This is a genomic window from Shinella sp. Sh6 (genome assembly GCF_055392685.1).
Window position 1 is genome coordinate 1,267,633 of the sequence record NZ_AP044005.1, and the last position, 20,016, is coordinate 1,287,648.

17 protein-coding genes and 4 tRNA genes are annotated in these 20,016 nt (G+C 62.5%); 16 read left to right on the forward strand and 5 right to left on the reverse strand.

Going from position 1 to position 20,016, the window contains the following annotated elements; all coding sequences use genetic code 11:
* Window positions 1–11 precede the first annotated feature (11 nt).
* Entirely contained in the window at window positions 12–179 is a 168-nt protein-coding gene (locus ACZ5TO_RS06125; protein ID WP_464799921.1) for a hypothetical protein, read from the reverse strand.
* A gap of 151 nt (window positions 180–330) precedes the next feature.
* Here ACZ5TO_RS06125 and ACZ5TO_RS06130 point away from each other — a divergent pair, with 151 nt between their 5' ends.
* Window positions 331–615: a hypothetical protein gene (locus tag ACZ5TO_RS06130; protein WP_464799922.1), complete on the forward strand. Its 285-nt coding sequence runs from the start codon at window positions 331–333 to the stop codon at window positions 613–615.
* 79 nt (window positions 616–694) lie between these two features.
* Here ACZ5TO_RS06130 and ACZ5TO_RS06135 read toward each other — a convergent pair.
* Both ACZ5TO_RS06135 and ACZ5TO_RS06140 read right to left on the reverse strand, forming a co-directional pair.
* Window positions 695–770 (reverse strand) — tRNA-Thr (locus ACZ5TO_RS06135).
* Between the two features lie 56 nt (window positions 771–826).
* A complete protein-coding gene (locus tag ACZ5TO_RS06140) occupies window positions 827–1,774 on the reverse strand; it encodes a LysR family transcriptional regulator (RefSeq protein ID WP_464799923.1) in 948 nt (315 codons plus the stop codon).
* A 128-nt stretch (window positions 1,775–1,902) separates the two neighbouring features.
* Between ACZ5TO_RS06140 and ACZ5TO_RS06145 the strand changes: the two genes are divergently transcribed.
* Window positions 1,903–2,526: an FMN-dependent NADH-azoreductase gene (locus ACZ5TO_RS06145; RefSeq protein WP_464799924.1), complete on the forward strand. Its 624-nt coding sequence runs from the start codon at window positions 1,903–1,905 to the stop codon at window positions 2,524–2,526.
* Window positions 2,527–2,598: 72 nt separating this feature from the next.
* Here the strand turns inward: ACZ5TO_RS06145 and rlmB are convergent, their stop codons facing one another.
* Window positions 2,599–3,474 (reverse strand): 23S rRNA (guanosine(2251)-2'-O)-methyltransferase RlmB, encoded by an 876-nt coding sequence (gene rlmB, locus ACZ5TO_RS06150; RefSeq protein WP_464799925.1) that lies wholly within the window; start codon window positions 3,472–3,474, stop codon window positions 2,599–2,601.
* Window positions 3,475–3,677: 203 nt separating this feature from the next.
* Between rlmB and ACZ5TO_RS06155 the strand changes: the two genes are divergently transcribed.
* From ACZ5TO_RS06155 to rpoC, 12 genes are all read left to right on the forward strand, one after another.
* Window positions 3,678–3,762 (forward strand) — tRNA-Tyr (locus ACZ5TO_RS06155).
* Window positions 3,763–3,787: 25 nt separating this feature from the next.
* A tRNA-Gly gene (locus tag ACZ5TO_RS06160) sits at window positions 3,788–3,861 on the forward strand.
* Between the two features lie 218 nt (window positions 3,862–4,079).
* Window positions 4,080–5,255: an elongation factor Tu gene (gene tuf, locus ACZ5TO_RS06165; RefSeq protein ID WP_318911422.1), complete on the forward strand. Its 1,176-nt coding sequence runs from the start codon at window positions 4,080–4,082 to the stop codon at window positions 5,253–5,255.
* A 467-nt stretch (window positions 5,256–5,722) separates the two neighbouring features.
* A tRNA-Trp gene (locus tag ACZ5TO_RS06170) sits at window positions 5,723–5,798 on the forward strand.
* A 191-nt stretch (window positions 5,799–5,989) separates the two neighbouring features.
* Complete coding sequence (secE, locus tag ACZ5TO_RS06175) at window positions 5,990–6,190, forward strand: preprotein translocase subunit SecE (RefSeq protein ID WP_184147245.1); 201 nt, start codon at window positions 5,990–5,992, stop codon at window positions 6,188–6,190.
* Between the two features lie 16 nt (window positions 6,191–6,206).
* Complete coding sequence (gene nusG / locus ACZ5TO_RS06180) at window positions 6,207–6,737, forward strand: transcription termination/antitermination protein NusG (RefSeq protein ID WP_119259257.1); 531 nt, start codon at window positions 6,207–6,209, stop codon at window positions 6,735–6,737.
* Between the two features lie 198 nt (window positions 6,738–6,935).
* Window positions 6,936–7,367 (forward strand): 50S ribosomal protein L11, encoded by a 432-nt coding sequence (gene rplK / locus ACZ5TO_RS06185; RefSeq protein ID WP_064329842.1) that lies wholly within the window; start codon window positions 6,936–6,938, stop codon window positions 7,365–7,367.
* 2 nt (window positions 7,368–7,369) lie between these two features.
* Window positions 7,370–8,065: a 50S ribosomal protein L1 gene (gene rplA, locus ACZ5TO_RS06190; RefSeq protein ID WP_184147243.1), complete on the forward strand. Its 696-nt coding sequence runs from the start codon at window positions 7,370–7,372 to the stop codon at window positions 8,063–8,065.
* Window positions 8,066–8,401: 336 nt separating this feature from the next.
* The gene (gene rplJ / locus ACZ5TO_RS06195; RefSeq protein ID WP_184147241.1) at window positions 8,402–8,920 is read left to right on the forward strand and encodes a 50S ribosomal protein L10; all 519 of its coding nucleotides are present in this window, start codon (window positions 8,402–8,404) and stop codon (window positions 8,918–8,920) included.
* A 60-nt stretch (window positions 8,921–8,980) separates the two neighbouring features.
* Window positions 8,981–9,358 carry a 50S ribosomal protein L7/L12 gene (gene rplL, locus ACZ5TO_RS06200; RefSeq protein WP_064329845.1) on the forward strand — a complete coding sequence of 126 codons (378 nt, stop codon included), beginning with the start codon at window positions 8,981–8,983 and terminating at the stop codon, window positions 9,356–9,358.
* A gap of 254 nt (window positions 9,359–9,612) precedes the next feature.
* On the forward strand, window positions 9,613–13,752 hold the full coding sequence (gene rpoB, locus ACZ5TO_RS06205) for a DNA-directed RNA polymerase subunit beta (RefSeq protein ID WP_184147239.1): 4,140 nt from the start codon (window positions 9,613–9,615) through the stop codon (window positions 13,750–13,752).
* A gap of 152 nt (window positions 13,753–13,904) precedes the next feature.
* Entirely contained in the window at window positions 13,905–18,116 is a 4,212-nt protein-coding gene (rpoC, locus tag ACZ5TO_RS06210; protein WP_184147237.1) for a DNA-directed RNA polymerase subunit beta', read from the forward strand.
* 97 nt (window positions 18,117–18,213) lie between these two features.
* Here rpoC and ACZ5TO_RS06215 read toward each other — a convergent pair whose 3' ends face one another.
* Window positions 18,214–18,510 carry a transcriptional regulator gene (locus tag ACZ5TO_RS06215; protein WP_184147235.1) on the reverse strand — a complete coding sequence of 99 codons (297 nt, stop codon included), beginning with the start codon at window positions 18,508–18,510 and terminating at the stop codon, window positions 18,214–18,216.
* 580 nt (window positions 18,511–19,090) lie between these two features.
* Between ACZ5TO_RS06215 and rpsL the strand changes: the two genes are divergently transcribed.
* Entirely contained in the window at window positions 19,091–19,462 is a 372-nt protein-coding gene (gene rpsL / locus ACZ5TO_RS06220) for a 30S ribosomal protein S12 (protein WP_022719193.1), read from the forward strand.
* Window positions 19,463–19,517: 55 nt separating this feature from the next.
* A complete protein-coding gene (rpsG, locus tag ACZ5TO_RS06225; protein WP_069059038.1) occupies window positions 19,518–19,988 on the forward strand; it encodes a 30S ribosomal protein S7 in 471 nt (156 codons plus the stop codon).
* The last annotated feature ends 28 nt before the right edge of the window (window positions 19,989–20,016 follow it).

Genomic DNA, 20,016 nt, shown 5'->3' on the forward strand with positions numbered 1-20,016 from the left:
GGGCGCCGGGATCATTGCAGGCGCAGCTCCAGCTGCCGCTTGCTCTTCAGCACATAGAGCGGGCGGGCCGAGGCCGCCGCCTTGCACTGGAGTTCGAGACGATTTTCCATCTGCCGCTCACGCAGCGACCGGCAGGCATCGAGGATCGCCTTTCCGCGTTCCAGGGCATCGTTCTGCATCGGCATACCCTCCATTTGTTCTCTTTATGTTCTGTTTCGGTGGGAACGTCAAGCGAGGGGAATCACGATGCCGTGAAAGGAGAGGGGCAATGAAACCTGCCGCGGGAAAGGGCGTTCAGGCTTTGGAACCAACCCGTGGAAAGGAAAGACAATGAGTAAGCCCATCAACGTCGTTTTCGCATCCGCCCTCATGGCTGCCTCCGTTTTCGCCGGCTCCCAGGCCTTCGCGGCCAGCGACGGCGACTACTACGTGGGGGCGACCCGCAACTCGACCATGGATGACGACATGAACGCCAATGCGTCGATGCCGCGTAAAAACCTGGACCTCTTCAGCACGCAAAGCATCGACAAGCCCGACGAAGGCGCCGACCCGACCAGCGGCGAGATCAGCCCCGCCAACGGCGACTACTACCAGGGCGCTGAAACCGACCAGTAAGACCAGAAAACAAGCAGTCTGCAAACAAGGGCGGGCGCCGACGGGCGCCTGCCTTTTTCGCGCAGGAAATGTTGGAAAATGGTGCCCCCAGCAAGACTCGAACTCGCGACCCCCTGATTACAAATCAGGTGCTCTACCAACTGAGCTATAAGGGCACTCTTGCGAGGGAGTTAGCACATTCTCCGCCGCTGTAAAGTGAAAACGGGCCTGGTCAGATGGACCAGGTGCTGTCGGAGGCGGCCTTGGGCACGATCTCCTGGCAGCGCTGCATCGAGCGGGGCAGGTTCTCCGCAAGATGGTCGATGAGGGCGCGCACGGCCGGCAGCATGCCGTGGCGGGAGGTGAAGACGGCGTGCACGGCCGATTCCGCGCTCGACCAGTCGGCAAGCACCGGTGTCAGCACGCCGTTGCGGAAGCCGCGCTCGACGATCATGTCCGGCAGGAGGCCGAGGCCGATGCCCTCGATGGCCGCCCGCTCCAGCACCGTGAAATCCGAACAGGCAAGGACGGGCGAATGGGAGACGTCGCGCACTTCGCCGGCCTCGTTATAGAGCGTCCAGATGGCGCGCGGCGCGTTCTCCTGCATGGAGAGGGTGGGGATTTGGCCGATCGTGTCGAAATCGATCGGGCCGTGGCGCTCCAGGAAACGCGGGCTGGCGGCGAGGTAGCGCCGCGTGCCGCCGAAGCGGCGCACGATGAGCGACTGGTCGGTGTCGTAGCTGTCGCGCACGCGCAGCGCCACGTCGATCCGCTCCTCGATGAGGTCGACCGGCCGTCCGGTGGTCAGGATCGACAGGCGCACCAGCGGATAGCGCTTCATGAAGCCGGGCAGGATGTCGGCCACCATGGGCGCAAAGCCGGGCGGCATCGAGAGGCGCACCGTGCCCGCCGGCTCGGCCTTGGCGACGGCGACGACCGCCTCGGCCGCCTCGACGCCCGAAAGCACCGCCTCGCAGCGCTCGTAGAAGGACTGGCCGATATCGGTGACGGCCAGCTTGCGCGTGGAGCGCTCGATCAGCCGCACGCCGAGCTGCTCCTCCAGCGCGGCGATACGCTTGCTGATCTTCGATTTCGGCACCGAGAGCGCCTTGGCCGCCGCGGTGAAGCCCTTGTGCCGCACCACCGCGGCGTAAAGCGCCAGATCGTTCAGGTCCTGCATGGTCGTCTCCGTCGTTCCCCTGATTTATTGTTTCTCATGGGAAACGGTCAATTGGATTTTTGCCGTCTAATCATGCGATTGTTTTCGCAGCATATGGTTTGCACCAAACGAAGCAAAGGTGCTGACCCATGAACGTTCTCCATATCGACTCCGGCATTCTCGGAGATCATTCCGTTTCCCGCCGCCTGACCGCGGCCGTCGCCGCCCAGATCAAGGCCGAACAGCCGGGCGCCGCCGTCACCTATCGCGACCTTGTCGCCAACCCGCTGCCGCATCTTTCCGGCGCGCACCTGATGGCCGCCAACGCCAAGCCGGAAGACGTCGACGCCCAGATCGCCGCCGAGGTCGAGGAAAGCAGGGCCGTGCTGGAGGAATTCCTTGCCGCCGATACGGTCGTCCTCGGCGTGCCCATGTACAATTTCTCCCTGCCGAGCCAGCTCAAGGCGTGGATCGACCGCATCGCCGTCGCCGGCAAGACGTTCCGCTATACCGCCGAAGGCCCGGAAGGCCTTGCCAAGGGCAAGAAGGTGATCATCGTCTCCACGCGCGGCGGCCACTACAGCGCCGGCCCCGCCGCCGTGATGGATCATCAGGAAAGCTACCTGCGCTCCGTGCTCGGCTTCCTCGGCATCACGGATATCGAGATCGTCCGCGCCGAGGGCCTGAACCTCAGCGCCGATTCGAAGGTCGAGGCCATTTCCGAGGCCGAGCGCGTCATTTCCGACCGCGCCAGCCTGAAGCTCGCCAGCTAGGAACCGTTTCCTCAAACGCAAAGGCCCGCCGGTGGAAAGCCGGCGGGCCTTTGCGTTTGTGTGGTCGCCGGATCAGCCGAGGAGATGGCGCTGCGTGGCGTAAAGGGCGATGGCGGCCGCGTTCGACACGTTCAGCGACTTGATCGCGCCCGGCATGTCGAGGCGGGCGAGGGCCTTGCAGGTGGCGCGCGTCTTCTGGCGCAGGCCCTTGCCCTCCGAGCCCATGACGAGCGCGACGCGGTTGCCGGCAAGCGTGCCTTCCAGCGGCTCGGGGCCTTCCGAATCGAGGCCAATGGTCAGGAAGCCGAGCTTGTGCAGCTCTTCCAGCGCATCGGCGAGGTTGGTCACCTGGATATAGGGAATGAGCTCCAGCGCGCCGGAGGCGGTTTTCGCCAGCACGCCCGATTCGGTCGGCGAATGGCGCTGCGTGGTGATGACCGCGCCGGCATTGAAGGCGACGGCCGAGCGCATGATGGCGCCGACATTGTGCGGGTCCGTCACCTGGTCGAGCACGAGGAGGAGGGGGCTGTCCTTCAGCGCCTCCAGCCGGCGCACCGGCAGCGGCCGCGTTTCCAGCATCACGCCCTGGTGGATCGCCTCGGGGCCGAGCACCTTGTCGAGGTCGGAGGGAAGCACGGTCTCGACCGGATAGGGCAGGGTGGCAAGATCCGGCAGCTCCAGCCGCTGGGCGGCGTTCTGGCTGACGGACAGCTTTATGATCTGCCGCTCGGGATTGTCGAGCGCCGCGCGCACCGTGTGCAGGCCGTAGAGATAGACCTGGTCGGGCGCAAGCGCTGGCGGCTTCCAGCTTTCCGCCTGCCTGCGGCGGCGGTCGTCCTTCGGTGTCGGGATCTCGCCGCGCTCGCGTTTCTGGTCGCGGTGCGCCCGGCGCAGCTTGGCGTAATGGGTGTCTTTCGCGGACTTGCCGCCGGTATCGTCTTTGCTCATGCGGCCTTATAGGCTGAGCGCGGGCGCGGCGCAAACGGCTCCGCCGCCGGACTGACCGGGGACGACGCCGTTTTTCGCAATTTTTTCCGTGACGTCGTGTTGACAGGACGAATTGTGCCCGTCATATACCGCGCCAGATCGAAGGCGCCGCCCGATGGCGCTGCCGAACGGTCGATACTGGTCGCTCGATCCCGACGGAATATGGAGGGATGCCCGAGTGGTTAAAGGGGACGGACTGTAAATCCGTTGGCTCAGCCTACGTTGGTTCAAATCCAACTCCCTCCACCATTCTGTCAGGCGGATCGAGACCCCCGCGGGTATAGCTCAATGGTAGAGCAGCAGCCTTCCAAGCTGAATACGCGGGTTCGATTCCCGCTACCCGCTCCACTTCATCGCCTCATGAAAAGAATCAGCGCGTCGCCCTAAGGTGCTGCCTTGAAAAAGCGATTCGGCGTTACGATCTGTTGATCATCCGGCTCGCCCCAGCCCGTTTCCGGCATGTTTTCCCGTGCATTTAAGGCTTGCGCATTCGTTGCGAAAGCCTTAAACGCCTGCCAAACCGGACGGGCCGGTTAGCCCAACTTTCGTTCAGTAGGAAAAAAGACATGGCAAAAGGTAAGTTTGAGCGCAACAAGCCTCACGTAAACATCGGCACGATCGGCCACGTTGACCATGGCAAGACGTCGACGACTGCAGCGATCACGAAGTATTTCGGCGAGTTCAAGGCGTACGACCAGATCGACGCCGCCCCGGAAGAAAAGGCCCGCGGCATCACCATCTCGACGGCGCACGTCGAGTACGAGACGGCCAACCGTCACTACGCGCACGTCGACTGCCCCGGCCACGCCGACTACGTCAAGAACATGATCACCGGCGCTGCCCAGATGGACGGCGCGATCCTCGTCGTTTCGGCTGCCGACGGCCCGATGCCGCAGACGCGCGAACACATCCTGCTCGCCCGCCAGGTCGGCGTTCCGGCAATCGTCGTGTTCCTCAACAAGGTCGACCAGGTCGACGACGCCGAGCTCCTCGAGCTCGTCGAGCTTGAAGTGCGCGAACTGCTGTCGTCCTACGAATTCCCGGGCGACGACATTCCGATCGTCAAGGGCTCGGCTCTTGCCGCTCTGGAAGATTCCAACAAGGAAATCGGCGAAGACGCGATCCGCGCGCTGATGGCCGCCGTCGACGACTACATCCCGACGCCGGAACGCCCGATCGACCAGCCCTTCCTGATGCCGATCGAAGACGTGTTCTCGATCTCGGGCCGCGGCACGGTCGTGACGGGTCGCGTCGAGCGCGGCATCGTCAAGGTCGGTGAGGAAATCGAGATCGTCGGCATCCGCCCGACGACGAAGACGACCTGCACGGGCGTCGAGATGTTCCGCAAGCTGCTCGACCAGGGCCAGGCCGGCGACAACATCGGTGCGCTGCTGCGCGGTGTGAACCGTGACGGCGTGGAGCGCGGCCAGATTCTGTGCAAGCCGGGTTCGGTCAAGCCGCACAAGAAGTTCAAGGCCGAAGCCTACATCCTGACGAAGGAAGAAGGCGGCCGTCATACGCCGTTCTTCACGAACTACCGTCCGCAGTTCTACTTCCGCACGACGGACGTGACTGGCATCGTGACGCTTCCGGAAGGCACGGAAATGGTGATGCCGGGCGACAACGTTACGGTTGACGTCGAGCTGATCGTTCCGATCGCGATGGAAGAAAAGCTGCGCTTCGCCATCCGCGAAGGCGGCCGCACCGTCGGCGCCGGCATCGTCGCTTCGATCGTTGAATAACGATCGGAAGTGATGCCGTAAGCTTGCCGACGGAATCAAGGTGTGCAAATGGCGCGCAAGCGCGATTTGCTCCCGGCGCCGGCATCGTTGCCTCGATCGTCGAGTAATTTCGGGTCTTCCGACCTGAAGAGAGCCCCGCGGGAGACCGCGGGGCTTTTTCGTTGGGAAGAATGTGCCGTGGGGTGTGGATCCTCGGGTCAAGCCCGAGGATGACGGAGGGGAGGGACGTACTGGAGGAACAGTCGGGCGGCGCGGCTTCCGATCCGTTCTTGGTGTCTCTCTCGCTTCTCTTCCGTCGTCATCCTCGGGCTTGACCCGAGGATCCGGGCGGCGTGCGCGGCGCAGGTGGATGCGCACTGATTTGTTGTAAGAAATACACTTTTCGCACTTGCCAAGCGCGTCCGCGCGCCGTAAAGACGCCATGCCTTGCCGGTACGGACGCTTCGTCCGGGATGCGGCGGGCGAGAAGGGGTATAGCTCAGTTGGTAGAGCGGCGGTCTCCAAAACCGCAGGTCGGGGGTTCGAGCCCCTCTGCCCCTGCCATTTTCGCCGGACAGCGCGGACCACTTGCAGCGACGGTGGGCAATGGCATGGCGGCACGGGCCGCCTAAATTCGTTAAAAGTCCGGTTGCCTCTTGTGAAAAAGGGAATCGGGCTTTATGTAGGGCAAAACAGACACGCGGTGCGTGGGGCTGAGAGTTCAGCTTTACGCGCCGTAATGGCGTGGACATTCAATGGCATCGAAAACGAATCCGATTGCGTTTCTGCAGCAGGTACGCTCCGAGACGGCGAAAGTGACTTGGCCCTCGCGGCGCGAGACGATGATCTCGACGGTCATGGTCTTCGTCATGGTCTTCCTGACTGCGCTGTTCTTCTTTGCAGCGGACCACCTGATGGGTTTTCTGGTCGGCCTCGTCCTTGGCGTCGGCGCTTGATCGGTTGGAGATGAACATGGCTTCGCGTTGGTACATCGTCCACGCCTATTCGAATTTCGAGAAGAAGGTCGCCGAGGATATCGAGAACAAGGCCCGCCAGAAGGGTCTCGATCACCTCTTCGAAAAGATCCTCGTGCCGACCGAGAAGGTTGTCGAGGTGCGTCGCGGCCGCAAGGTCGATTCCGAACGCAAGTTCTTCCCCGGCTACGTGCTGGTGCGGGCGAACCTGACGGACGAGGCGTATCACCTCATCAAGAACACGCCGAAGGTCACGGGCTTCCTCGGTTCCGACAACAAGCCGGTTCCGATCCCGGACAGCGAAGCCGAGCGGATCCTCTCGCAGGTCCAGGACGGTGTCGACCGTCCGAAGCCTTCGGTCTCCTTCGAGATCGGCGAGCAGGTTCGCGTTTCCGACGGTCCGTTCGCCTCGTTCAACGGCATCGTCCAGGACGTCGACGAGGAGCGTTCGCGCCTCAAGGTGGAAGTGTCGATCTTCGGCCGCGCCACCCCGGTCGAGCTGGAATACGCCCAGGTCGAGAAAATCTGATTTCGGCGGCGCCTTCCGGCGCTGCTCTTTGAAATCCAATCTTCATCGAGGGTTGGTGGCGGAGGTTTCCGCCGATCGCGTGGAAGGGAAGGCGGCCTGTAGCCGGGCGCCCGCACCGCACCACGCAACCGCAGCCGCCGGTCTTCGGGCCGGCATCGAGGGCCGGGCAACCGGCCGCATTCTGAAAGGCAGAGAGAAATGGCTAAGAAAGTTGCAGGCCAGCTCAAGCTTCAGGTCAAGGCAGGATCGGCAAACCCGTCCCCGCCGATCGGCCCGGCGCTTGGTCAGCGTGGCATTAACATCATGGAATTCTGCAAGTCGTTCAACGCAGCGACGCAGGAAATGGAAAAGGGTATGCCGATCCCGGTCGTCATCACCTACTACCAGGACAAGTCCTTCACCTTCGTGATGAAGCAGCCGCCGGTGACCTACTTCCTCAAGAAGGAAGCCAAGATCCAGTCCGGCTCGAAGACCCCCGGCAAGGGCGGTTCGGTCGGCAAGCTCACCAAGGCTCAGATCAAGTCGATCGCCGAAGCCAAGATGAAGGATCTCAACGCCGCCGATATCGAAGGCGCGATGGCAATGGTCGAGGGCTCCGCCCGCGCCATGGGCCTGGAAGTGGTAGGTTGATCATGGCCAAGGTAGCAAAGCGTCTCCAGAAGATCCGTGAAGGCATCGACCCGACCAAGCTCGTCGCCCTTTCGGACGCCATCGCTCTCGTCAAGGAGCGTGCGACGGCCAAGTTCGACGAAACCGTCGAGATCGCCATGAACCTCGGCGTCGACCCGCGCCATGCCGACCAGATGGTCCGCGGCGTGGTCAACCTGCCGAACGGCACCGGCCGCGACGTTCGCGTCGCCGTCTTCGCCCGTGGCGCCAAGGCTGACGAAGCCAAGGCAGCCGGTGCGGACGTCGTCGGTGCCGAAGATCTCGTCGAGATCGTCCAGGGCGGCAAGATCGACTTCGATCGCTGCATCGCGACCCCGGACATGATGCCGCTCGTCGGCCGTCTCGGTAAGGTCCTCGGCCCGCGCGGCATGATGCCGAACCCGAAGGTCGGCACCGTCACCATGGACGTTGCAGGCGCCGTCAAGGCATCCAAGGGCGGTGCTGTCGAGTTCCGCGTCGAGAAGGCCGGTATCATCCATGCCGGCATCGGCAAGGCTTCCTTCGACGCCAAGGCCCTGGAAGAGAACATCAAGGCTTTCGCCGACGCCGTCATCAAGGCGAAGCCGGCCGGCGCCAAGGGCAACTACGTCAAGCGCGTTGCCATCTCGTCGACGATGGGCCCGGGCGTCAAGGTCGACCCGTCCAGCGTCAACGCATAATTCGGATCCGGCTCCGGCCGGCTCCCGAAAGAATTCCCGGCCTTGTCTGGCCGGGAATTTCCGGGGCAACCCGGAACTCCTGTCCGAGATTGCAGGTGGTTAGACCTTAATCACGTTGCCTGCATGAGACGGGTGAGACCTGAATTTCACTCAGCGTCGGATGACGCGGAATTCGGTTCGAACCTACCTTGCCTGTGCCGCGGCTTTTTGGGCCGAGCGCGGGGGGACAGGATCCTCGAGCGTCGCTCGGGATCTTTGAAAAGGGATCCCTGGCGGCAAAGGCAAACCCGGCAGGCCCCCGTGAGAAGTCACGGTCCTGTCAACTGGAGATAGGCAGTGGAAAGAGCGGAAAAACGCGAATTCGTCACGGAGCTGAATGAAGTCTTCAAGGCTTCCGGTTCGGTTGTCGTGGCCCGCTATGCCGGCATCACCGTTGCACAGATGAACGATCTTCGTACGAAGATGCGTGCAGCTGGCGGTACCGTCAAAGTCGCGAAGAACCGCCTGGCCAAAATTGCCCTTCAGGGTACGGAATCGGAAGGGATCACCGATCTCTTCCAGGGTCAGACGCTCATTGCATATGCAAATGATCCGATGACCGCTCCGAAGGTAGCCATGGATTTCGCCAAGACCAACGACAAGCTCGTTGTTCTCGGTGGCGCCATGGGTGCGACCACGCTCGACGCAGAAGCAGTCAAGTCGCTTGCGACCCTGCCTTCGCTCGACGAGCTGCGTGCAAAGCTCCTGGGCCTCATTGCAGCCCCGGCAACGCGCGTCGCCACGGTCGTTGCAGCACCGGCAAGCCAGCTTGCCCGCGTGTTCGCAGCCTACGCCAAGAAGGACGAAGCCGCGTAAGGCGGTTTTTCGCTGTAAATCAAACACACCAGTTCGAACCGAACAAAAGGAAATACGAAAATGGCTGATCTCGCAAAGATCGTTGAAGACCTCTCCTCGCTGACCGTCCTGGAAGCTGCTGAGCTTTCCAAGCTGCTCGAAGAGAAGTGGGGCGTTTCGGCTGCTGCTCCCGTGGCTGTCGCTGCCGTCGGCGGCGGTGCTGCTCCGGCTGCTGCCGAAGAAGAAAAGACCGAGTTCGACGTTATCCTCGTTGACGCTGGCGCCAACAAGATCAACGTCATCAAGGAAGTCCGCGGCATCACCGGCCTCGGCCTCAAGGAAGCCAAGGACCTCGTCGAAGGCGCTCCGAAGCCGGTCAAGGAAGCCGTTTCCAAGGCTGAAGCTGCCGACCTCAAGAAGAAGCTTGAGGACGCCGGCGCCAAGGTCGACGTCAAGTAATACCGGAATGCGGTGGGAGAGGGTTTCGACCCTCTCCCATTGACGATTCCTCCGGACTGATTACCCAAAAGCCGCGAAAACCGGCTTTTGGGTAATGGGTTCTTCAAGAGGATGGTCTTCCGCCAGGCTATAGGGCAATCCGGCCCGTAACCCGGCAGAGAAGACGAGATTGATCCAACCCATGATCGACGGGATCGACTGGCCAGCGAACCCCGTCCGTTGCAGGCCCGGATGCTTAATTTGAAGGAGCGACGATGGCTCAGACCCTTTCGTTTAACGGTCGCAGGCGCGTACGCAAGTTTTTTGGAAAAATCCCCGAAGTCGCTGAAATGCCGAACCTCATCGAGGTTCAGAAGGCGTCTTACGATCAATTCCTGATGGTTGAAGAGCCCGCCGGCGGTCGTCCGGACGAGGGCCTTCAGGCCGTTTTCAAGTCGGTTTTCCCGATCACGGACTTCTCCGGCGCTTCCATGCTCGAATTCGTCTCCTACGAATTCGAGCAGCCGAAGTTCGACGTCGAGGAATGCCGCCAGCGTGACCTGACCTATGCAGCGCCGCTCAAGGTGACGCTGCGCCTCATCGTGTTCGATATCGACGAGGATACGGGCGCCAAGTCCATCAAGGACATCAAGGAACAGAACGTCTACATGGGCGACATGCCGCTCATGACCGACAACGGCACGTTCATCGTCAACGGCACCGAGCGCGTCATCGTCTCCCAGATGCACCGTTCGCCGGGCGTGTTCTTCGACCACGACAAGGGCAAGAGCCATTCTTCCGGCAAGCTGCTCTTTGCCGCCCGCGTCATCCCGTATCGCGGTTCCTGGCTCGACATCGAGTTCGACGCCAAGGACATCGTCCATGCGCGCATCGACCGCCGCCGCAAGATCCCCGTCACCTCGCTCCTCATGGCGCTGGGCATGGACGGCGAAGAGATCCTGTCGACCTTCTACACGAAGTCGCTCTACCAGCGCGACGGCGAAGGCTGGCGCATTCCCTTTAATCCGGACGCGCTGAAGGGCCAGAAGGCCGTTTCGGATATGATCGACGCCGACACCGGCGAAGTCGTCGTGGAGATCGGCAAGAAGCTGACGCCGCGTCTGCTCAAGCAGCTTTCCGAAAAGGGCCTCAAGGCCCTCAAGGCGACCGACGAGGACCTTTACGGCAACTACCTCGCCGAAGACGTCGTCAACTACGAGACGGGTGAGATCTATCTCGAAGCCGGCGACGAAATCGACGAGAAGACCCTGCCGGTCATCCTGTCGGCGGGCTTCGACGAGATCCCGGTCCTCGACATCGACCACATCAATGTCGGCGCCTACATCCGCAACACGCTCGCCGCCGACAAGAACGAGAACCGCCAGGACGCCCTGTTCGACATCTACCGCGTCATGCGCCCGGGCGAGCCGCCGACGATGGAATCGGCCGAAGCCATGTTCAACACGCTGTTCTTCGATGCGGAGCGTTACGACCTCTCCGCCGTCGGCCGCGTGAAGATGAACATGCGCCTCGACCTCGACGTCGAGGACACGGTCCGCATCCTGCGCAAGGAAGACATCCTTGCCGTGGTCAAGATGCTGGTCGAGCTGCGCGACGGCAAGGGCGAGATCGACGACATCGACAACCTCGGCAACCGCCGCGTCCGCTCGGTCGGCGAGCTGATGGAGAACCAGTATCGTCTCGGCCTGCTCCGCATGGAGCGCGCGATCAAGGAACGCATGTCCTCGATCGAGATCGACACGGTCATGCCGCAGGACCTGATCAACGCGAAGCCGGCGGCCGCCGCCGTTCGCGAGTTCTTCGGTTCCTCGCAGCTCTCCCAGTTCATGGACCAGGTGAACCCGCTTTCGGAAATCACCCACAAGCGCCGTCTTTCGGCCCTTGGCCCGGGTGGTCTGACCCGTGAGCGCGCCGGCTTCGAAGTCCGCGACGTTCATCCGACCCACTACGGCCGTATCTGCCCGATCGAGACGCCGGAAGGCCCGAACATCGGTCTGATCAACTCGCTCGCGACCTTCGCCCGCGTCAACAAGTACGGCTTCATCGAAAGCCCGTACCGCAAGATCGTCGACGGCAAGGTCACGAACGACGTGGTCTACCTCTCCGCCATGGAAGAGGCCAAGTATCACGTCGCCCAGGCCAACTCGGTGCTGAACGACGACAACTCCTTCACGGAAGAGTTCGTCGTCTGCCGTCACGCCGGCGAAGTCATGCTCGCCCCGCGCGACCAGATCAACCTCATGGACGTTTCGCCGAAGCAGCTCGTTTCGGTCGCGGCCGCGCTCATCCCGTTCCTCGAGAACGACGACGCGAACCGCGCGCTCATGGGCTCGAACATGCAGCGTCAGGCCGTGCCGCTCCTCAGGGCGGAAGCCCCGTTCGTCGGCACCGGCATGGAACCGGTCGTCGCCCGTGACTCGGGCGCTGCCATCGCGGCCCGCCGCGGCGGCGTCGTCGACCAGGTCGACGCGACCCGTATCGTTATCCGCGCCACCGAAGACCTCGATCCGTCGAAGTCGGGCGTCGATATCTACCGCCTGCAGAAGTTCCAGCGCTCCAACCAGAACACCTGCGTCAACCAGCGCCCGCTGGTGACCGTCGGCGACGTTCTGAACAAGGGCGACATCATCGCGGACGGTCCGTCGACCGACCTCGGCGACCTGGCACTCGGCCGCAACGCGCTCGTCGCGTTCATGCCGTGGAACGGCTACAACTACGAAGACTCGATCCTGATGTCCGAACGCATCGTCTCCGACGACGTGTTCACCTCGATCCACATCGAGGAATTCGAAGTCATGGCCCGCGACACCAAGCTCGGTCCGGAAGAAATCACGCGCGACATTCCGAACGTCTCGGAAGAAGCGCTGAAGAACCTCGACGAAGCCGGTATCGTCTATATCGGTGCAGAGGTTCAGCCGGGCGACATCCTGGTCGGCAAGATCACCCCGAAGGGCGAAAGCCCGATGACGCCGGAAGAAAAGCTCCTGCGCGCCATCTTCGGTGAAAAGGCCTCCGACGTTCGCGACACCTCCATGCGCATGCCGCCCGGCACTTTCGGCACGGTCGTCGAAGTTCGCGTCTTCAACCGCCACGGCGTGGAGAAGGACGAACGCGCGATGGCGATCGAGCGTGAAGAGATCGAGCGTCTGGCCAAGGACCGTGACGACGAGCAGGCGATCCTCGACCGTAACGTCTACGGCCGTCTGATCGACATGCTGCGCGGCCACGTCGCCGTCGCCGGCCCGAAGGCCTTCAAGAAGGGCACCGAGCTGTCGAACGCCGTCATCTCCGAATATCCCCGCTCGCAGTGGTGGATGTTCGCCGTCGAGGACGAGAAGGTCCAGGGCGAGATCGAAGCGCTCCGCGGCCAGTACGACGAATCCAAGTCGCGCCTCGAACAGCGCTTCATGGACAAGGTCGAGAAGGTCCAGCGCGGCGACGAGATGCCCCCGGGCGTCATGAAGATGGTCAAGGTCTTCGTCGCCGTGAAGCGCAAGATCCAGCCGGGCGACAAGATGGCCGGCCGTCACGGCAACAAGGGTGTCGTCTCGCGCATCCTGCCGATCGAGGACATGCCGTTCCTCGAAGACGGCACGCATGTCGACATCTGCCTCAACCCGCTGGGCGTGCCTTCGCGCATGAACGTCGGCCAGATCCTCGAAACTCACCTTGCCTGGGCCTGCGCCGGCATGGGCAAGAAGATCGGCGACCTGCTCGACGAGTATCGCAAGACCATGGACATCGCCGACCTGAAGCGCGAGCTGACGGAAGTCTACGAGAGCGAAGCCAAGGACGAAGTCGCCCATTTCGACGACGACGCCCTGGTCAAGCTCGCCGAGCAGTCCCGCAAGGGCGTCTCCATCGCAACGCCGGTCTTCGACGGTGCGCATGAGCCCGACGTTGCCGGCATGCTCAAGCGTGCGGGCCTCGACTCTTCCGGCCAGTCGGTTCTTTACGACGGCCGTACGGGTGAGGCTTTCGACCGCAAGGTGACCGTCGGCTACATGTACATGATCAAGCTGAACCACCTCGTGGACGACAAGATCCATGCCCGTTCGATCGGTCCGTACTCGCTCGTTACCCAGCAGCCGCTGGGCGGCAAGGCGCAGTTCGGCGGCCAGCGCTTCGGGGAAATGGAAGTCTGGGCGCTCGAAGCCTACGGCGCCGCCTACACGCTGCAGGAAATGCTGACCGTGAAGTCGGACGACGTGGCCGGCCGCACCAAGGTGTACGAGGCGATCGTGCGCGGCGACGACACGTTCGAGGCGGGCATTCCGGAGAGCTTCAACGTTCTCGTCAAGGAAATGCGCTCGCTCGGCCTGTCGGTGGAGCTCGAGAACTCCAAGGTCGATCCGAACGCGGAAGCCGGCCAGCTTCCGGACGCGGCGGAATAAGCCTGATCGGGTGCGCGCCGCAAAGGCGCGCACCATCTCCGCTCCTGCCGCAAGGCGGGGGCGGCTCATCCGTTTCAAGCAGCCTGCGGCACCCGGGTATCGCCGCAATCGGCTGCTAAGCAGAGGGCCACTGGCCCACTAAGGAGATAGGCATGAACCAAGAGGTCATGAACCTTTTCAACCCGCAGGTGCCTGCGCAGACGTTCGATTCCATCCGGATCTCGATCGCGTCTCCGGAAAAGATCCTTTCCTGGTCGTACGGCGAGATCAAGAAGCCGGAAACGATCAACTACCGTACGTTCAAGCCGGAACGCGACGGCCTTTTCTGCGCGCGCATCTTTGGCCCCATCAAGGACTACGAGTGCCTGTGCGGCAAGTACAAGCGCATGAAGTACAAGGGCATCATCTGCGAAAAGTGCGGCGTCGAAGTCACGCTGTCGCGCGTTCGCCGCGAGCGCATGGGCCATATCGAGCTCGCCGCGCCCGTCGCCCATATCTGGTTCCTGAAGTCGCTTCCCTCGCGCATCGCCACGCTGCTGGACATGACGCTGAAGGATGTCGAGCGCGTTCTCTATTTCGAGAACTACATCGTGACGGAGCCGGGCCTGACCGCGCTCAAGGAAAACCAGCTTCTTTCCGAAGAAGAGTACATGATCGCCGTCGACGAATATGGTGAAGACCAGTTCACGGCGATGATCGGCGCCGAGGCCATCTACGAGATGCTCGCCTCGATGAACCTCGAGAAGATCGCCGGCGATCTGCGCTCCGACCTGGCCGAGACCACGTCGGACCTGAAGCAGAAGAAGCTGATGAAGCGCCTGAAGATCGTCGAGAACTTCATGGAGAGCGGCAATCGTCCGGAATGGATGATCATGAAGGTCGTTCCGGTGATCCCGCCGGACTTGCGCCCGCTCGTCCCGCTGGACGGCGGCCGTTTCGCGACGTCCGACCTCAACGATCTCTATCGCCGCGTCATCAACCGCAACAACCGTCTGAAGCGTCTCATCGAGCTGCGCGCACCGGGCATCATCATCCGCAACGAGAAGCGCATGCTTCAGGAATCGGTTGACGCCCTGTTCGACAACGGCCGCCGCGGCCGCGTCATCACCGGCGCCAACAAGCGTCCGCTGAAGTCGCTGTCCGACATGCTCAAGGGCAAGCAGGGCCGCTTCCGCCAGAACCTGCTCGGCAAGCGCGTCGACTATTCCGGCCGTTCGGTCATCGTGACCGGCCCGGAACTGAAGCTGCACCAGTGCGGCCTGCCGAAGAAGATGGCGCTCGAGCTCTTCAAGCCGTTCATCTACGCCCGCCTCGACGCCAAGGGTTTCTCCTCGACCGTCAAGCAGGCCAAGAAGCTCGTTGAAAAAGAGAAGCCGGAAGTCTGGGATATCCTCGACGAGGTCATCCGCGAGCATCCGGTGCTCCTCAACCGTGCGCCGACGCTGCACCGCCTGGGCATCCAGGCCTTCGAACCGATCCTGGTCGAAGGCAAGGCGATCCAGCTGCACCCGCTCGTCTGCACGGCCTTCAACGCCGACTTCGACGGCGACCAGATGGCCGTCCACGTCCCGCTCTCGCTGGAAGCCCAGCTTGAAGCGCGCGTGCTGATGATGTCGACGAACAACATCCTGCATCCGGCGAACGGCGCACCGATCATCGTTCCCTCGCAGGACATGGTTCTCGGCCTCTACTATCTGTCGATCCAGAACCAGAACGAGCCGGGCGAAGGCATGGCCTTCTCCGACATGGGCGAACTGCACCATGCGCTCGAAAACAAGGTCGTCACGCTGCACGCGAAGATCCGTGGTCGCTACAAGTCGGTCGATGCCGACGGCAAGCCTTACACGAAGATCTACGAGACGACGCCCGGCCGCATGATCATCGGCGAGCTGCTGCCGAAGAACGGCAACATCCCGTTCGACATCTGCAACCAGGAAATGACCAAGAAGAACATCTCCAAGATGATCGACACGGTCTACCGTCACTGCGGCCAGAAGGACACGGTCATCTTCTGCGACCGCATCATGCAGCTCGGCTTCGGCCATGCCTGCCGCGCCGGCATCTCGTTCGGCAAGGACGACATGGTCATCCCGGATACCAAGGCGAAGATCGTCGGTGACACGGAAAACCTCGTCAAGGAATACGAGCAGCAGTACAACGACGGCCTGATCACCCAGGGCGAGAAGTACAACAAGGTCGTCGACGCCTGGGGCAAGGCCACGGAAAAGGTCGCGGAAGACATGATGGCCCGCATCAAGGCCGTCGAGTTCGACCCCGAGACCGGCCGCCAGAAGCCGATGAACGCGATCTACATGATGTCCCATTCGGGTGCCCGCGGTTCTCCGAACCAGATGCGCCAGCTGGGCGGCATGCGCGGCCTCATGGCAAAGCCGTCGGGCGAGATCATCGAAACGCCGATCATCTCGAACTTCAAGGAAGGCCTGACCGTGAACGAGTACTTCAACTCGACGCACGGCGCCCGCAAGGGTCTGGCCGACACCGCCCTGAAGACCGCGAACTCCGGTTACCTGACCCGCCGTCTCGTCGACGTCGCGCAGGATTGCATCGTCACGCATGTCGACTGCGGCACCGACAAGGGCCTCACGATGACGGCGATCGTCGATGCCGGCCAGGTCGTGGCCTCCATCGGCACCCGCGTTCTCGGCCGCACGGCCCTCGACGACATCGATCACCCGATCACCGGCGAGCGCATCGTCGATGCCGGCAAGATGATCCTCGAAGCCGACGTCGTCGAAATCGAGAAGGCCGGCATCCAGTCGATCCGTATCCGTTCGGCGCTGACCTGCGAGATCCAGACCGGCGTCTGCGGCGTCTGCTACGGTCGCGACCTTGCACGCGGCACGCCCGTCAACATGGGCGAGGCCGTCGGCGTCATCGCGGCGCAGTCGATCGGCGAACCGGGCACCCAGCTCACCATGCGTACCTTCCACCTTGGCGGCACGGCGACCGTGGTCGACCAGTCGTTCCTGGAAGCGTCGTATGAAGGCACGGTGCAGATCAAGAACCGCAACATGCTGCGCAACTCCGACGGTAACCTCGTCGCGATGGGCCGCAACATGGCGATCACGATCCTCGACGAGCGTGGCGTGGAGCGTTCCGCGCAGCGCGTCGCCTACGGCTCGAAGATCTTCGTGGACGACGGCGACAAGGTGAAGCGCGGCCAGCGTCTCGCCGAGTGGGACCCCTACACCCGTCCGATGATGACGGAAGTGGAAGGCACCGTTCACTTCGAAGACGTCGTCGACGGCATCTCGGTTCTCGAAACGACCGACGAATCCACCGGCATCACCAAGCGTTCGGTCATCGACTGGCGCTCGACGCCGCGCGGTACGGACCTGAAGCCGGCCATCGTCATCAAGGACAAGAACGGCGCCGTCGCCAAGCTGTCCCGCGGTGGCGAAGCCCGCTTCCTGCTCTCGGTCGACGCGATCCTTTCCGTCGAGCCGGGCCAGAAGGTCTCCCAGGGTGACGTTCTTGCCCGCTCGCCGCTGGAAAGCGCCAAGACCAAGGACATCACCGGCGGTCTGCCGCGCGTTGCCGAACTGTTCGAAGCCCGTCGTCCGAAGGACCACGCCATCATCGCGGAGATCGATGGTACGGTTCGCTTCGGCCGCGACTACAAGAACAAGCGTCGCGTGACGATCGAGCCGGCGGAAGACGGTGTCGAGCCGGTCGAGTACCTGATCCCGAAGGGCAAGCCCTTCCACCTTCAGGACGGCGACTACATCGAAAAGGGTGACTACATCCTCGACGGCAACCCCGCGCCGCACGACATCCTGGCGATCAAGGGCGTGGAAGCACTCGCTTCCTACCTCGTGAACGAAATCCAGGAAGTCTACCGACTGCAGGGCGTGGTGATCAACGACAAGCACATCGAGGTGATCGTTCGCCAGATGCTGCAGAAGGTCGAGATCACGGATGCCGGCGACAGCACCTATATCGTCGGCGACAATGTCGACCGTATCGAGCTGGAAGACGTCAACGACGCCCTGATCGAGGAAGGCAAGAAGCCGGCTTCGGGTGAGCCGGTCCTTCTCGGCATCACCAAGGCCTCGCTGCAGACCCCGTCGTTCATCTCGGCCGCCTCGTTCCAAGAGACCACCAAGGTCCTCACGGAAGCGGCGATCGCCGGCAAGACCGACGGCCTACAGGGCCTCAAGGAGAACGTCATCGTCGGCCGCCTCATCCCGGCCGGTACGGGCGGCACCATGACGCAGATCCGCCGCATCGCGACGGCGCGCGACGAGATGATCCTCGACGAGCGCCGCAAGTCGACCGGCGCCGGCGTTGCCACCCCGATGCTCGCGGACCTCGCCGGCGGCGAGACGACGCCTGCCGAATAAGGCTCGAAGGGAAGGGCGGTCCGCCGCCCTTCCTCTTGCCGCAAACAAAAAAGCCGCCCGGCATCCGGGCGGCTTTCTGCATTTTAGGGATTTGCGCTTATGCGAAGCGGATGATCGCCACTTCGCCTTCGAGCGCGCCCTTGTAGGCGGAGGCGTGCGGCTCGTCTTCCGGTGCGCCGGTGAGCGTGCCGATCTGGTCGAGGTCGGCTTCGAGGAAGCCTTCCTCCGAAAGGGCGTTCAACGCCTCGCGCACGGCCGTGTCGTCGTCCGGCGCGCTGAGCATGACGTGGATGTCGATGCCCTCGTCGCCCTCGCGCTCGTAGGCCTTGCCGATGATGATGAAGACCATCGGGTCGTCGAGCGTGTTGTTGTCGTTGTCGGCACTGGACGCCATGGCGGTCTCCTTTCGGGATCGGGTTGTGTTCGTTCTATAAAGGGTAGGACGGCCGGACCCAAACGTAAAATCGCCGGCCTCGCAAAAAGCCGGAAGAGGGAATCGGTGGGCGGGCGGCCGGTGCGGCAATGCTTTCCTGTTGATTCCGTCTTCATGCTTTCTTAATGTTCCCGGGCGATGGCTTTTGCGCGTCGAAGGCTGGCTAAAGCGGAGAGGAGAGGGGCTCGAAGCCCTGCTTTTCAGGCGTATCAGCCCTTCGCGGCCGGGATTCTTTCGCCCCGCCCCTTGACCTTTGACCCTTTAGTCAGTATTCCGCACGCCATCAGAGCCTATGTGAGGCTGGCTGGTTCGGAATGACTCGTTCTGAAGTTCGCCTCAAACAGGGCTCGACGCACGTTGAGAACATGAATGCTGCACGCATGACGCGGTTATAGCGCGTCCTCTGCCTAACGAGGCCATCCGTAAAAGCGGAATGGCCTCTTATTGCGCATGAACACGCGTGTGGCCATGTACTCGCCCGCAAGGGTGACGACGATCCGCCCGCAAGGGTAACGAGACTAGATTTGCAAGGGATGGTTCTATGCCTACCGTAAACCAGTTGATCCGCAAGCCGCGCCAGGCGTCGGTAAAGCGCAACAAGGTTCCTGCCCTGCAGGAAAACCCCCAGAAGCGCGGCGTTTGCACCCGCGTCTACACGACGACCCCGAAGAAGCCGAACTCGGCTCTGCGTAAGGTCGCCAAGATCCGCCTGACCAATGGCTTCGAAGTCATCGGCTATATCCCGGGCGAAGGCCACAACCTGCAGGAACACTCCGTCGTCATGATCCGTGGCGGCCGCGTGAAGGACCTTCCGGGCGTGCGCTACCACATCATCCGCGGCGTTCTCGACACCCAGGGCGTCAAGAACCGCAAGCAGCGCCGCTCCAAGTACGGCGCGAAGCGTCCGAAATAATACAGTAACCGGCGCCATTTCGCTGGTCGGAACCTTTTGAAGAAAGACGAAAAATATGTCCCGTCGCCATAGAGCAGAAAAGCGCGAGATCAACCCGGACCCGAAGTTCGGCGACCTCGTCGTCACCAAGTTCATGAACGCCATCATGCTTGACGGCAAGAAGTCCGTCGCCGAAACGATCGTTTACGGCGCCTTCGATGTCGTCCAGGGCAAGGCCAAGCAGGATCCGGTGACCGTGTTCCATTCTGCCCTCGACAACGTCGCCCCGCACGTCGAAGTGCGTTCGCGCCGCGTCGGTGGTGCGACGTACCAGGTTCCGGTCGATGTCCGTCCGGAGCGTCGTCAGGCTCTGGCCATCCGCTGGCTGATCGCCGCTGCCCGCAAGCGTAACGAAACGACCATGGTCGAGCGCCTTTCCGGCGAACTCATGGACGCAGCGAACAACCGCGGCAGCGCCGTCAAGAAGCGCGAAGACACGCACAAGATGGCCGACGCCAACCGTGCGTTCTCGCATTACCGCTGGTAACCGAAACTAGACGTCTCGAAAGGAGTCC

What these genes read in the sequence shown, in the direction of transcription:
- ACZ5TO_RS06125 (WP_464799921.1), bottom strand. Translation starts at nt 179, where the DNA reads ATGCAGAACGATGCCCTGGAACGCGGAAAGGCGATCCTCGATGCCTGC.
- ACZ5TO_RS06130 (WP_464799922.1), top strand. Translation starts at nt 331, where the DNA reads ATGAGTAAGCCCATCAACGTCGTTTTCGCATCCGCCCTCATGGCTGCC.
- ACZ5TO_RS06140 (WP_464799923.1), bottom strand. Translation starts at nt 1,774, where the DNA reads ATGCAGGACCTGAACGATCTGGCGCTTTACGCCGCGGTGGTGCGGCAC.
- ACZ5TO_RS06145 (WP_464799924.1), top strand. Translation starts at nt 1,903, where the DNA reads ATGAACGTTCTCCATATCGACTCCGGCATTCTCGGAGATCATTCCGTT.
- rlmB (WP_464799925.1), bottom strand. Translation starts at nt 3,474, where the DNA reads ATGAGCAAAGACGATACCGGCGGCAAGTCCGCGAAAGACACCCATTAC.
- tuf (WP_318911422.1), top strand. Translation starts at nt 4,080, where the DNA reads ATGGCAAAAGGTAAGTTTGAGCGCAACAAGCCTCACGTAAACATCGGC.
- secE (WP_184147245.1), top strand. Translation starts at nt 5,990, where the DNA reads ATGGCATCGAAAACGAATCCGATTGCGTTTCTGCAGCAGGTACGCTCC.
- nusG (WP_119259257.1), top strand. Translation starts at nt 6,207, where the DNA reads ATGGCTTCGCGTTGGTACATCGTCCACGCCTATTCGAATTTCGAGAAG.
- rplK (WP_064329842.1), top strand. Translation starts at nt 6,936, where the DNA reads ATGGCTAAGAAAGTTGCAGGCCAGCTCAAGCTTCAGGTCAAGGCAGGA.
- rplA (WP_184147243.1), top strand. Translation starts at nt 7,370, where the DNA reads ATGGCCAAGGTAGCAAAGCGTCTCCAGAAGATCCGTGAAGGCATCGAC.
- rplL (WP_064329845.1), top strand. Translation starts at nt 8,981, where the DNA reads ATGGCTGATCTCGCAAAGATCGTTGAAGACCTCTCCTCGCTGACCGTC.
- rpoB (WP_184147239.1), top strand. Translation starts at nt 9,613, where the DNA reads ATGGCTCAGACCCTTTCGTTTAACGGTCGCAGGCGCGTACGCAAGTTT.
- rpoC (WP_184147237.1), top strand. Translation starts at nt 13,905, where the DNA reads ATGAACCAAGAGGTCATGAACCTTTTCAACCCGCAGGTGCCTGCGCAG.
- ACZ5TO_RS06215 (WP_184147235.1), bottom strand. Translation starts at nt 18,510, where the DNA reads ATGGCGTCCAGTGCCGACAACGACAACAACACGCTCGACGACCCGATG.
- rpsL (WP_022719193.1), top strand. Translation starts at nt 19,091, where the DNA reads ATGCCTACCGTAAACCAGTTGATCCGCAAGCCGCGCCAGGCGTCGGTA.
- rpsG (WP_069059038.1), top strand. Translation starts at nt 19,518, where the DNA reads ATGTCCCGTCGCCATAGAGCAGAAAAGCGCGAGATCAACCCGGACCCG.